Genomic DNA, 13,019 nt, shown 5'->3' on the forward strand with positions numbered 1-13,019 from the left:
CCGAGGGCGTCCCCGACGACGTTCCCGGAGGCGTCCCCCACCCGGTTCCGGGTGCCCTGTGGCGGCCACCGTAGCGGGTCGCCGTCGCGCTGTGACGTGCGCTCGTCGCGGGGAGCGACATTTCCGGCCGCGCGGACGGACGTGGGGACGGCCGTACGCGGCCCGGGGCGCCCCGGCCGGACCGACGGGTCCCAGGAGCCACCGCGGGTGCCGTACGCCTCACACAGGGCCCGGCGTCTCCCGGGCCTCCCGGAGCCGAACGCACCGCAGCCCTCCCACCGCCGAGGCGATGAGAGGGCTGCGGGACGAACACAGCGACGCTGCTTACTTCTTGTTGCGGCGCTGAACGCGAGTGCGCTTGAGCAGCTTGCGGTGCTTCTTCTTGGCCATCCGCTTGCGCCGCTTCTTGATAACAGAGCCCACGACTACCCTCGCTTACATCGATTCACTCGGTGCGGGGCGTCCGAGCCCACACGACCTACATCGGGCCAGCCTACCCGGCACCGGGCGAACAGCGTAATCCGAGGTCCTCGTCAGGCGGTTTCCACCCCCACAAATGACTCACGGAGGTACTCGTGCACCGCCTGCTCTGGGACCCGGAAGGACCTACCCACCCGGATCGCCGGCAGATGACCACTGTGCACCAAGCGGTACACGGTCATCTTGGACACGCGCATCACCGCGGCGACTTCCGCCACGGTCAGGAACACGACCTCGTTGAGAGGCCTTTCGCCAGCAGCCATGACACACCTGAACCTTCCGCACATGACGCGCACCGGCTTCCCCTCCGGTGACTCCTCGTCGCTGCGCGCTCACTCCCCAGATTAGGGGCGGGTGATGCGAGTGGGGAAGAGGAGCAGCCATCGGCCGCCTACCGTGACAGACACGCTCGATTGAGTACATAGCGAGTAAGCGGTCGGTAGTAATCAGACCGCACAGTGTCATCAAGCGGAACGGCCACGGACACCCTCCCCTCGGCCTCCCCGACGAAGACGGCGGGGTCGTCGGAGTCCGCCAGTCCGATGGCCTCAAAGCCCAGTTGACCTGCCCCGCAGACCCACCCGTGGTCCCCGATGACCAGGGCCGGAAGAGGGCCTCCGGCATCCGCCGCGGCGGCCAGCGCGGCACGAAGCGGGAGGGGTGAATGCGTGTGTGCGCCCGGCTCGTTCGCGGTGGCGCGCGCGCCGGGTTCGCGCACCATCGCGACTCCCCGGACGTAGTCAAGGTTGTATGTGCGTACGCCAAACCGGGTCGTTATGTCGATACTTCGACCCTGCGCCGGGGTGAGGACATCACATCCCGCCGCCGACAGACCGGCGGCCAACCCGGCGTAGAAACCCAGGAGCCGGTGGGGATGACCGGTACCGATCAGCACCGGAGCGCCCGTCGCGGCGACCGTGGCGAGGCGATTCGCGAAGGCTCCCAGCGCCGCCAGCGTTCGATCCGGATCGATCACATCATGCCCGGAAGTCTGTTCAGGATCGGCTGAAACTCCACACCTTTGGCCCATCAGCCGTAACAATTCCTCGTAGTGCCAGTCACTTTCCGGCTCCAGCCCCATCAGCACCCGGGGGTCCCCGGCCACGAACCGCCGGTACCGGTCGAGGCTCCGCTCCCGGGTGGTGGCCACGACCCCGGCGAGGCCGGCGGCGAGCAGATGCGCGCGCAAGCGTTCCACGCACGGGTAACGGGGACGGGCGGGGGCGGGGCACGGCTCCGAGCGCCGGGGGCTCGGGGCTCGGGGCTCGCGTGGCTCAGGGCCTCGGGTGGCTCAGAGGCTTGGGTGGCTCAGTGCGGCAGGCGGCTCAGAGGAGCAGGGGGTTCACGGGAGCAGGCCGTGGGCGGGGAAGGCGGCCCGGCGGGTCGCCAGGATCGCCTGGTCCAGGCGGTCCGCGGGGTCGTAGCCGGACGTCGCGAAGTCCCGCCATTCCGGCCGCAGTCCGTCGGTCATCCGCTGCGGCCCCCACTGGCGGGTGCGCCGGTAGACCTCGTGCCGCCAGTCCTCCGGGACGGCCGTGCCGGGCTCCACGGGCCGGCCGGCGGCGATGGCGCACAGGTGCGTCCAGGACCGCGGCACGACGTCGACGACCGCGTACCCACCGCCGCCCAGGGCCACCCATCGCCCGTCGGTGTGCTCGTGGGCGAGGGCGTGGCAGGACTCGGCGACGAGGCGCTGGGCGTCCAGGGAGACCGTCAGATGCGCGAGGGGGTCCTCGAAGTGCGTGTCGGCCCCGTGCTGGGTCACCAGTACCTGCGGCCGGAAGGCGGCCAGCAGCTCGGGGACGACGGCGTGGAACGCCCGCAGCCATCCGGCGTCCCCGGTCCCGGCCGGCAGCGCCACGTTGACGGCGCCGCCCTCGGCCTCGGGGGCGCCGGTCTCCTCGGGCCAGCCGGTCTCCGGGAAGAGGGTGCGGGGGTGTTCGTGCAGCGAGATGGTGAGGACGCGCGGGTCCTCCCAGAACGCGGCCTGGACGCCGTCGCCGTGGTGGACGTCCACGTCGACGTAGGCCACGCGCTCGGCGCCCAGTTCGAGGAGCCGGGCGACGGCGAGGGCGGCGTCGTTGTAGACGCAGAAGCCGGACGCCGAGCCGGGCATCGCGTGGTGCAGCCCGCCGGTGAAGTTGACGGCGTGTGCGGCCTCGCCGCGCCACACGGCCTCGGCGGCGGCGACGGACTGACCGGCGATCAGCGCGGCGGCGTCGTGCATCCCGGCGAAGGCGGGGTCGTCGGGGGTCCCGAGGCCGTAGGCGGGATCGGCGGCCCGCGGGTCGGCCGAGGCCGCCCGGACGGCCTCGATGTAGTCCTGACGGTGTACCAGCCGCAGCGTCGATTCCCCGGCCGGCCTGGCCGCGACGACCTCCACCGCCTTGTCCAGACCGAACGCCTCGACGAGCCGCATGGTGAGGGCGAGGCGTACCGGATCCATGGGATGTCCCGGTCCGAAGTCGTAACCGGTGACCGCTTCATCCCACATCAGTTGTGCGCGACCGCTCATGACGGCCACGCTATCGGGAAACGCAAAAAAGCCGTAGGCCCCGGATCGATTTCTCATCGATCCAGGGCCCACGGCTTTATCAAATTGAGTTCGGCGGCGTCCTACTCTCCCACACGGTCCCCCATGCAGTACCATCGGCGCTGAAAGGCTTAGCTTCCGGGTTCGGAATGTAACCGGGCGTTTCCCTAACGCTATGACCACCGAAACACTATGAAACAATTTCAACAACCGGCACTTTGGTTGTTCGTGGTTTCAGAACCAACACAGTGGACGCGAGCAACTGAGGACAAGCCCTCGGCCTATTAGTACCAGTCAGCTCCAACCGTTACCGGTCTTCCACACCTGGCCTATCAACCCAGTCGTCTACTGGGAGCCTTACCCCATCAAGTGGGTGGGAGTCCTCATCTCGAAGCAGGCTTCCCGCTTAGATGCTTTCAGCGGTTATCCCTCCCGAACGTAGCCAACCAGCCATGCCCTTGGCAGAACAACTGGCACACCAGAGGTTCGTCCGTCCCGGTCCTCTCGTACTAGGGACAGCCCTTCTCAAGACTCCTACGCGCACAGCGGATAGGGACCGAACTGTCTCACGACGTTCTAAACCCAGCTCGCGTACCGCTTTAATGGGCGAACAGCCCAACCCTTGGGACCGACTCCAGCCCCAGGATGCGACGAGCCGACATCGAGGTGCCAAACCATCCCGTCGATATGGACTCTTGGGGAAGATCAGCCTGTTATCCCCGGGGTACCTTTTATCCGTTGAGCGACGGCGCTTCCACAAGCCACCGCCGGATCACTAGTCCCGACTTTCGTCCCTGCTCGACCCGTCGGTCTCACAGTCAAGCTCCCTTGTGCACTTACACTCAACACCTGATTGCCAACCAGGCTGAGGGAACCTTTGGGCGCCTCCGTTACCCTTTAGGAGGCAACCGCCCCAGTTAAACTACCCACCAGACACTGTCCCTGATCCGGATCACGGACCCAGGTTAGACATCCAGCACGACCAGAGTGGTATTTCAACGACGACTCCACACACACTGGCGTGCATGCTTCACAGTCTCCCACCTATCCTACACAAGCCGAACCGAACACCAATATCAAGCTATAGTAAAGGTCCCGGGGTCTTTCCGTCCTGCTGCGCGAAACGAGCATCTTTACTCGTAGTGCAATTTCACCGGGCCTATGGTTGAGACAGTCGAGAAGTCGTTACGCCATTCGTGCAGGTCGGAACTTACCCGACAAGGAATTTCGCTACCTTAGGATGGTTATAGTTACCACCGCCGTTTACTGGCGCTTAAGTTCTCAGCTTCGCCCCACCGAAATGGAGCTAACCGGTCCCCTTAACGTTCCAGCACCGGGCAGGCGTCAGTCCGTATACATCGCCTTACGGCTTCGCACGGACCTGTGTTTTTAGTAAACAGTCGCTTCTCGCTGGTCTCTGCGGCCACACCCAGCTCAAGGAGTAAATCCCATCACCGGACATGGCCCCCTTCTCCCGAAGTTACGGGGGCATTTTGCCGAGTTCCTTAACCATAGTTCACCCGAACGCCTCGGTATTCTCTACCTGACCACCTGAGTCGGTTTAGGGTACGGGCCGCCATGAAACTCGCTAGAGGCTTTTCTCGACAGCATAGGATCATCCACTTCACCACAATCGGCTCGGCATCAGGTCTCAGGCTTCATGCTGTCCGGATTTGCCTAGACAGCGCCCTACACCCTTACCCCGGGACAACCACCGCCCGGGCTGGACTACCTTCCTGCGTCACCCCATCGCTTACCTACTACAAGTCTGGATCGTCGGCTCCACCACTTTCCATCACCCGAAGGATCCGGAACGGCTTCACGGACTTAGCATCGCCTGATTCGATATTGGGCGTTTCAAAGCGGGTACCGGAATATCAACCGGTTGTCCATCGACTACGCCTGTCGGCCTCGCCTTAGGTCCCGACTTACCCTGGGCAGATCAGCTTGACCCAGGAACCCTTAGTCAATCGGCGCACACGTTTCCCACGTGTGTATCGCTACTCATGCCTGCATTCTCACTCGTGAACCGTCCACAACTCGCTTCCGCGGCTGCTTCACCCGGCACACGACGCTCCCCTACCCATCACAGTCCCCGTTGGGGGTATGTACTGCAATGACACGACTTCGGCGGTACGCTTGAGCCCCGCTACATTGTCGGCGCGGAATCACTTGACCAGTGAGCTATTACGCACTCTTTCAAGGGTGGCTGCTTCTAAGCCAACCTCCTGGTTGTCTCTGCGACTCCACATCCTTTCCCACTTAGCGTACGCTTAGGGGCCTTAGTCGATGCTCTGGGCTGTTTCCCTCTCGACCATGGAGCTTATCCCCCACAGTCTCACTGCCGCGCTCTCACTTACCGGCATTCGGAGTTTGGCTAAGGTCAGTAACCCGGTAGGGCCCATCGCCTATCCAGTGCTCTACCTCCGGCAAGAAACACACGACGCTGCACCTAAATGCATTTCGGGGAGAACCAGCTATCACGGAGTTTGATTGGCCTTTCACCCCTAACCACAGGTCATCCCCCAGGTTTTCAACCCTGGTGGGTTCGGTCCTCCACGAAGTCTTACCTCCGCTTCAACCTGCCCATGGCTAGATCACTCCGCTTCGGGTCTTGGGCGCGCTACTCATTCGCCCTATTCGGACTCGCTTTCGCTACGGCTTCCCCACACGGGTTAACCTCGCAACACACCGCAAACTCGCAGGCTCATTCTTCAAAAGGCACGCAGTCACGACACAAGAAGCAAGCTCCTTGTGCGACGCTCCCACGGCTTGTAGGCACACGGTTTCAGGTACTATTTCACTCCGCTCCCGCGGTACTTTTCACCATTCCCTCACGGTACTATCCGCTATCGGTCACCAGGGAATATTTAGGCTTAGCGGGTGGTCCCGCCAGATTCACACGGGATTTCTCGGGCCCCGTGCTACTTGGGTGTCTCTCAAACGAGCCGCAATGATTTCAGCTACGGGGGTCTTACCCTCTACGCCGGACCTTTCGCATGTCCTTCGCCTATCACTACGGTTTCTGACTCGTCCTGTCGCCGGCAGACGACAGAAGAGAGATCCCACAACCCCCACGACGCAACCCCTGCCGGGTATCACACGTCGAAGGTTTGGCCTCATCCGGTTTCGCTCGCCACTACTCCCGGAATCACGGTTGTTTTCTCTTCCTGCGGGTACTGAGATGTTTCACTTCCCCGCGTTCCCTCCACACTGCCTATGTGTTCAGCAGCGGGTGACAGCCCATGACGACTGCCGGGTTTCCCCATTCGGACACCCCCGGATCACAGCTCGGTTGACAGCTCCCCGGGGCCTATCGCGGCCTCCCACGTCCTTCATCGGTTCCTGGTGCCAAGGCATCCACCGTGCGCCCTTAAAAACTTGGCCACAGATGCTCGCGTCCACTGTGCAGTTCTCAAACAACGACCAGCCACCCGTCACACACCAGACAAGCTGGCGCTTCACCGGGGCCGGACCGAAGATACAGACCGTAGCCCGTACCCTCAGACACCCAACAGCGTGCCCGACCCAGTCACATCAGATCCTGTGTTCCACGCCGAAGCAGTACTAACAAGTCCCTTGCAACTGTGCCGAATAGTCAACGTTCCACCCATGAGCAACCGTGCAGAACGTTTGTCTGCAGTCGGCTATGTGCTCCTTAGAAAGGAGGTGATCCAGCCGCACCTTCCGGTACGGCTACCTTGTTACGACTTCGTCCCAATCGCCAGTCCCACCTTCGACGGCTCCCTCCACAAGGGTTGGGCCACCGGCTTCGGGTGTTACCGACTTTCGTGACGTGACGGGCGGTGTGTACAAGGCCCGGGAACGTATTCACCGCAGCAATGCTGATCTGCGATTACTAGCAACTCCAACTTCATGGGGTCGAGTTGCAGACCCCAATCCGAACTGAGACCGGCTTTTTGAGATTCGCTCCACCTCACGGTATCGCAGCTCATTGTACCGGCCATTGTAGCACGTGTGCAGCCCAAGACATAAGGGGCATGATGACTTGACGTCGTCCCCACCTTCCTCCGAGTTGACCCCGGCAGTCTCCTGTGAGTCCCCATCACCCCGAAAGGCATGCTGGCAACACAGAACAAGGGTTGCGCTCGTTGCGGGACTTAACCCAACATCTCACGACACGAGCTGACGACAGCCATGCACCACCTGTACACCGACCACAAGGGGGCACTATCTCTAGCGCTTTCCGGTGTATGTCAAGCCTTGGTAAGGTTCTTCGCGTTGCGTCGAATTAAGCCACATGCTCCGCTGCTTGTGCGGGCCCCCGTCAATTCCTTTGAGTTTTAGCCTTGCGGCCGTACTCCCCAGGCGGGGAACTTAATGCGTTAGCTGCGGCACGGACGACGTGGAATGTCGCCCACACCTAGTTCCCAACGTTTACGGCGTGGACTACCAGGGTATCTAATCCTGTTCGCTCCCCACGCTTTCGCTCCTCAGCGTCAGTATCGGCCCAGAGATCCGCCTTCGCCACCGGTGTTCCTCCTGATATCTGCGCATTTCACCGCTACACCAGGAATTCCGATCTCCCCTACCGAACTCTAGCCTGCCCGTATCGAATGCAGACCCGGGGTTAAGCCCCGGGCTTTCACATCCGACGCGACAAGCCGCCTACGAGCTCTTTACGCCCAATAATTCCGGACAACGCTTGCGCCCTACGTATTACCGCGGCTGCTGGCACGTAGTTAGCCGGCGCTTCTTCTGCAGGTACCGTCACTTTCGCTTCTTCCCTGCTGAAAGAGGTTTACAACCCGAAGGCCGTCATCCCTCACGCGGCGTCGCTGCATCAGGCTTTCGCCCATTGTGCAATATTCCCCACTGCTGCCTCCCGTAGGAGTCTGGGCCGTGTCTCAGTCCCAGTGTGGCCGGTCGCCCTCTCAGGCCGGCTACCCGTCGTCGCCTTGGTAGGCCATCACCCCACCAACAAGCTGATAGGCCGCGGGCTCATCCTGCACCGCCGGAGCTTTCCACCACCGAGCATGCGCTCAGTAGTCGTATCCGGTATTAGACCCCGTTTCCAGGGCTTGTCCCAGAGTGCAGGGCAGATTGCCCACGTGTTACTCACCCGTTCGCCACTAATCCCCTCCCGAAGGAGGTTCATCGTTCGACTTGCATGTGTTAAGCACGCCGCCAGCGTTCGTCCTGAGCCAGGATCAAACTCTCCGTGAATGTTTACCCGTAATCGGGTGCACACACACGAGAGCGGAACGACCAGGCGGAATAGGCCCGGTCGTTCACAGCGTCCTCGCTGTGTTTTTCAAAGGAACCTCATCCAGGACCACAAGGATCCGTGGACGGGGTTGTTTTATAGTCTGGCGTTGACTTTTGGCACGCTGTTGAGTTCTCAAGGAACGGACGCTTCCTTTGTACTCACCCGAGAGACTCTCTCAGGCTTTCCTCCGGGCGCTTCCCTTCGGTGTTTCCAACCTTACCAGATCCGTTTTCCGTTCCGTTTCCGGTTTGGATTCCGTTTCCGGCCCCCTGTTGGAGCGGGGTTCCCGCCAGCGGAGCGGCTATTTGTTACTGCCGCGCCTTCCGGCGTGATCACTACTTTACCGGATTTCCCCGGCGGCGCCTAATCGGCGCCCGGGGCTCAAACAGAACCGAATTCCGGCATGCCGAAATCAATCCCGTTCAAGGGCCGTGCAGTAGAGGATCCCGCCGAGCTGGCGTGAAGTGCCGCCCCGGTTCCCTCTCGGGCCCCGCTGGCAACTCGAAGAACCTTACACGAGGGCCTTGGTCTGGATCAAACCCGTGGCGCAAGCGGTTTCCGGGCGGTACGGTCGGCGGCATGACCCTGCATGCCCGTAACGGCCAGTGGTGGCCCGCCTGACGGCGGCCACCCCCCTGCGCGTACCCACGCATGCACCCCACGGCCGCCGCCTCGGCGGCCGTTTTCGCTGTCCGTGGCGGTGGTCCCCGTTCCCAAGGAGAGGGACCCATGACCCCCACGACCCGCATCTTCAGCGGTGTGAAGCCCACCGGACACCTGACCCTCGGCAACTACCTGGGCGCCGTCCGGCAGTGGGTCGAGTCGGACCAGCACCGCGCCGACGCCCTCTTCTGCGTGGTGGACCTGCACGCACTGACCGTCGAGCACGACCCGGCCCGTGTCCGTCGGCTGAGCCGACAGGCCGCGACCCTGCTCCTGGCGGCCGGCCTGGACCCCTCCCTCTGCACGGTGTTTGTGCAGAGCCACGTCGACGAGCACACCCGGCTGTCCTATCTCCTGGAGTGCACGGCCGCGGACGGCGAGATGCGCCGCATGATCCAGTACAAGGAGAAGTCGGCACGCGAACGGGCGAACGGCGGAAGCGTCCGCCTGTCCCTCCTCACCTATCCCGTGCTGATGGCCGCCGACATCCTCGCGTACCGCGCCGACGAGGTCCCCGTCGGCGACGACCAGGCGCAGCACGTCGAGCTGACCCGCGACCTCGCCGTGCGCTTCAACCAGCGGTACGGGCCGACGTTCACCGTCCCCCGCGCCGTCCTCCCGCCGGTCGCGGCCCGGGTCATGGACCTCCAGGACCCGACGTCGAAGATGGGGAAGTCGCACGCGGAGACCTCCGGCATCGTCTATCTCCTCGACGAGGCGGACGTGGTGCGCAAGAAGGTGATGCGCGCGGTCACGGACAGCGCGACGGACGTCGTCTACGACCGCGCCGAGCGTCCCGGTGTCGCCAACCTCCTGGAACTGCTCGCCGCCTGTACCGGCACCGCGCCGGACGCCCTGGCCGCGAGCTACGGCTCGTACGGCGCGCTGAAGCGGGACACCGCGGACGCGGTGGTGGAACTGTTGCGCCCGGTACGTGAGAGGCACGCCGAACTCTGCGCCGACCCGACGTACGTGGACGGCGTCCTCCGCGACGGGGCCCGGCGGGCGCGGGAGTTGGCGCGGCCGACGGTCGACGCCGCGTACCGGGCCATCGGCCTGCTCCCCGCCGGCTGACCGCGGGCCACCGCCCGCCGCCTCCGGAACCGGCGGCCCGTCTCGTCAGCCCGTTCCGGAGGCCAGCTCGCGGCTGCGGTCGCGGGCCGCCTCCAGGGCGGCGATGAGCGCGTGCCGCACGCCGTGCTTCTCCAGCTCGCGGATGGCGTTGATCGTCGTGCCGGCCGGCGAGGTCACGGCCTCGCGCAGCTTGACGGGGTGTTCCCCGCTGTCGCGGAGCATCACGGCCGCGCCGATGGCCGCCTGGACGATGAGGTCGTGGGCCTTGTCCCTGGGCAGGCCGAGGAGGATGCCGGCGTCCGTCATCGCCTCGACGAGGAAGTAGAAGTACGCGGGACCGGAGCCGGAGAGCGCGGTCGCGGCGTCCTGCTGCGTCTCGGGGACGCGCAGCGTCTTGCCGACCGGCTTGAAGATCGCCTCGGTGCGCAGCAGGTGTTCCTCGGTGGCGTGCGTGCCCCCGGAGATGACCGACATCCCCTCGTCCACCAGCACCGGGGTGTTGGGCATGACGCGCACCACGGGCGTCCCGGCCGGGAGCCGCTCCTCGAAGAACGCGGTGGGGACACCGGCCGCCGCGCTGATGACGAGCCGGTCGGCCGGCAGGTGCGGGGCGAGCTCGTCGAGGAGCGTCGCCATGTCCTGCGGCTTGACGGCCAGGATGAGGGTGTCGGCGGCCTTCGCGGCGTCGGCGTTGCCGACGATCTCGACGCCGTAGCGCTCGCGCAGGGCCTCGGCGCGCTCCGGGCGTCGTGCGGTGCAGAGCAGCTGCGCGGGGTCCCAGCCTGCCCGGATCATGCCGCTGAGCAGCGCTTCACCGATCTTTCCGGTCCCGAGGACGGCGACTGTCTGGGTCACGGTGTTCACCTTTTCCGCGTTCGCTGTGCCGTGCTGTTGCCGCACTGGCCGCCATCTTCGCACCAGCCCCGACACGGCGGTGGGCAGTAGGAGCGGACGACGGCGCGGGGAGAAGGAGCCACGGCGCGCGCCGGGGCGCATGAGTCAGGGTGTCCGCCGGAGTGAACGGACGGAGCTCTTCCCTCTCCTCGATTCCGTGTTTACAACGCGGTAACGCACCGAACGGCCCGTGGGCACAGGGCTTGGTCACACTGTGGGCGGGTGTTCACGGCGCGCTGCCGGAGGGGGCGAGGACGCGTCCGTACGGGCACCGCGCGCGGACCCGTCCCGCGTCCGCCGCCTGCTCCCGCCTCTCCGTTCGCCTCCGCCCTTCGCCCTCTTCTCCACCCTCTCCCCTTCTCCACCCCTCTCCGCTCTCTTCGCCCTTCGGCCCGACCGTTGCGCACGCAGAGGCTGCCCGGTCCGTTCGCCCGCACTCGTCGTCCACCGCAGGTTCTCGGTCCCCGGCCGCCCCAGTGCGCCCGGGGGCGCTGGAGGCAACCCTCATGGAGCACAAAGACCTCGGCCCCGCCCGCTTCGTCACCTCCCGCCTCGACACCGACTCCCTCCTCCGGTTCCTTCGCCTTCCGCGGCTCCTCCGGGCCGACGTCCACGCGTCCCTCGTCGTCTTCCTCATAACCGTGCCGCTCTCGGCCGGTGTGGCCGTGGCCTCCGGGGTGCCGGTGGAGCTGGGCCTCGTCACCGGAATTGTCGGCGGGTTGCTGACCGGGCTGCTGCCGGGCAGCAGCATCCAGGTGAGCGGGCCGGCCGCGGGCCTCGCCGCGCTCGTGTACGAGGCCGTGCGCACCTACGGGCTCGGCGGCCTGGGCGTACTCGTCCTGGCCACCGGCCTGTTCCAGGTGGTGCTGGGCCTGCTGCGGCTCGGCCGCTGGTTCCGGAAGGTCCCCGTCGCCGTGGTGCAGGGGATGCTGGCGGGGACCGGACTCGTCCTGATCACAGGCCAGTTGTACGAACTCGCCGACGCGAACGCGCCCGGTGGCGGCCTGGAGCGGCTCGGCGGACTCGTCCTCCTGGCCACCGGAACCCTGGAGTCCCCGACGGCGCTGACCGCCGGAGCGGTGGGCGTCGGCACGATGGCGCTGATGGCGCTGTGGCAGCGCTGGCCACGCGGCGTGCGGCTGATGCCTGCGCCACTGGCCGCGGTCCTCGCGGCGACGGCCGTGACATCGGCGCTTCGCCTGCCGGTCGACCGGCTGCGGATCGGTGATCTGATGACCGCCGTCCAGCCGCCGGACGGCCCGGATTTCGTGCGGCTCGGGCAGGTCGGCGTCCTGGGCACGGTCCTGGCCTTCACGCTCGTCGCGTCGGCCGGCACTCTGCTCGGCGCGACGGCGGTCGACCGGCTGCACGACGGTCCGCGCACCGACTACGACAAGGAGCTCATCGCGCAGGGCGCCGGCAACACGGTGTGCGGCATGCTCGGGGCCCTTCCGCTGACCACCGTCATCGTGCGCAGTACGGCCAACGCCCGGGCGGGGGCGCGGACTCGAGCCTCCCGTGTGCTGCAGGGTGTGTGGCTGGCAGTGTTCGCCGCGCTGCTGCCCTGGGCCCTGGGGGCGGTACCGGTCGCCGCGCTCGCCGGTGTGCTGGTGCTCCTGGGCCGGCAGCTGCTGCCGGTACGGGAGTTGGGGCGGCTGTGGGACGGACATCGGGGCGAGGTCGCGGTCCTCCTCGCCACCGCGGGCGCGATCGTGGTGACCGACCCCTTCGAGGGCGCCGTCATCGGGCTGCTCCTGGCCGGCATCAAGGCCGGCTGGGAGGCGACGCGGTTCGGGGGCGACCGCGGGCGAGGAGGAAATGGGCAGGCTGACGACGGCCGTATGCCTTTGATCAGCAAGAAGTGACGGGCACCGAAGTGACGGACGCCGTGGAAGGAATGCGGACGTCTGAAAACGCAAAAAAGCCGTAGGCCCCGGATCGATTTCTCATCGATCCAGGGCCCACGGCTTTATCAAATTGAGTTCGGCGGCGTCCTACTCTCCCACACGGTCCCCCATGCAGTACCATCGGCGCTGAAAGGCTTAGCTTCCGGGTTCGGAATGTAACCGGGCGTTTCCCTAACGCTATGACCACCGAAACACTATGAAACAATTTCAACAACCGGCACTTTGGTTGTTCGTGGTT

At 65.3% G+C, this 13,019-nt stretch carries 7 protein-coding genes and 4 rRNA genes; 2 read left to right on the plus strand and 9 right to left on the minus strand.

The genetic code is table 11. From position 1 onward, the window contains the following. Positions 1 to 324 precede the first annotated feature (324 nt). From ACQEVS_RS15915 to ACQEVS_RS15945, 7 genes are all read right to left on the minus strand, one after another. On the minus strand, positions 325 to 423 hold the full coding sequence (locus tag ACQEVS_RS15915; protein WP_003948845.1) for a 30S ribosomal protein bS22: 99 nt from the start codon (positions 421 to 423) through the stop codon (positions 325 to 327). A 110-nt stretch (positions 424 to 533) separates the two neighbouring features. Beyond that, entirely contained in the window at positions 534 to 743 is a 210-nt protein-coding gene (locus ACQEVS_RS15920; protein WP_154080489.1) for a helix-turn-helix domain-containing protein, read from the minus strand. A 128-nt stretch (positions 744 to 871) separates the two neighbouring features. After that, positions 872 to 1,669 carry a phosphatase gene (locus ACQEVS_RS15925; protein ID WP_433020947.1) on the minus strand — a complete coding sequence of 266 codons (798 nt, stop codon included), beginning with the start codon at positions 1,667 to 1,669 and terminating at the stop codon, positions 872 to 874. A 153-nt stretch (positions 1,670 to 1,822) separates the two neighbouring features. After that, on the minus strand, positions 1,823 to 2,995 hold the full coding sequence (locus ACQEVS_RS15930) for an acetoin utilization protein AcuC (protein WP_433020950.1): 1,173 nt from the start codon (positions 2,993 to 2,995) through the stop codon (positions 1,823 to 1,825). 88 nt (positions 2,996 to 3,083) lie between these two features. Beyond that, a 5S ribosomal RNA gene (gene rrf / locus ACQEVS_RS15935) occupies positions 3,084 to 3,200 on the minus strand. 77 nt (positions 3,201 to 3,277) lie between these two features. After that, positions 3,278 to 6,400: ribosomal RNA gene (locus tag ACQEVS_RS15940) — 23S ribosomal RNA — on the minus strand. Positions 6,401 to 6,675: 275 nt separating this feature from the next. Next, positions 6,676 to 8,200, minus strand: a 16S ribosomal RNA gene (locus ACQEVS_RS15945). The 16S, 23S and 5S rRNA genes sit together here, the layout of an rRNA operon. A gap of 772 nt (positions 8,201 to 8,972) precedes the next feature. Between ACQEVS_RS15945 and trpS the strand changes: the two genes are divergently transcribed. Then, positions 8,973 to 9,980: a tryptophan--tRNA ligase gene (gene trpS / locus ACQEVS_RS15950; RefSeq protein WP_433020953.1), complete on the plus strand. Its 1,008-nt coding sequence runs from the start codon at positions 8,973 to 8,975 to the stop codon at positions 9,978 to 9,980. A 45-nt stretch (positions 9,981 to 10,025) separates the two neighbouring features. Here trpS and proC read toward each other — a convergent pair whose 3' ends face one another. Then, positions 10,026 to 10,835: a pyrroline-5-carboxylate reductase gene (gene proC / locus ACQEVS_RS15955; protein ID WP_433020956.1), complete on the minus strand. Its 810-nt coding sequence runs from the start codon at positions 10,833 to 10,835 to the stop codon at positions 10,026 to 10,028. Positions 10,836 to 11,380: 545 nt separating this feature from the next. Here proC and ACQEVS_RS15960 point away from each other — a divergent pair. Beyond that, on the plus strand, positions 11,381 to 12,739 hold the full coding sequence (locus tag ACQEVS_RS15960) for a SulP family inorganic anion transporter (protein ID WP_433020959.1): 1,359 nt from the start codon (positions 11,381 to 11,383) through the stop codon (positions 12,737 to 12,739). 116 nt (positions 12,740 to 12,855) lie between these two features. On the opposite strand, the gene rrf (ACQEVS_RS15965) is transcribed toward ACQEVS_RS15960, so the two are convergent. Further along, positions 12,856 to 12,972, minus strand: a 5S ribosomal RNA gene (gene rrf / locus ACQEVS_RS15965). Between the last annotated feature and the right edge of the window lie 47 nt (positions 12,973 to 13,019).

Origin of the sequence: Streptomyces sp. CA-181903 (assembly GCF_050937075.1) — a bacterium.
Taxonomy (GTDB): domain Bacteria; phylum Actinomycetota; class Actinomycetes; order Streptomycetales; family Streptomycetaceae; genus Streptomyces.

What these genes read in the sequence shown, in the direction of transcription:
- ACQEVS_RS15920 (WP_154080489.1), bottom strand. Translation starts at nt 743, where the DNA reads ATGGCTGCTGGCGAAAGGCCTCTCAACGAGGTCGTGTTCCTGACCGTG.
- trpS (WP_433020953.1), top strand. Translation starts at nt 8,973, where the DNA reads ATGACCCCCACGACCCGCATCTTCAGCGGTGTGAAGCCCACCGGACAC.
- ACQEVS_RS15960 (WP_433020959.1), top strand. Translation starts at nt 11,381, where the DNA reads ATGGAGCACAAAGACCTCGGCCCCGCCCGCTTCGTCACCTCCCGCCTC.
- ACQEVS_RS15930 (WP_433020950.1), bottom strand. Translation starts at nt 2,995, where the DNA reads ATGAGCGGTCGCGCACAACTGATGTGGGATGAAGCGGTCACCGGTTAC.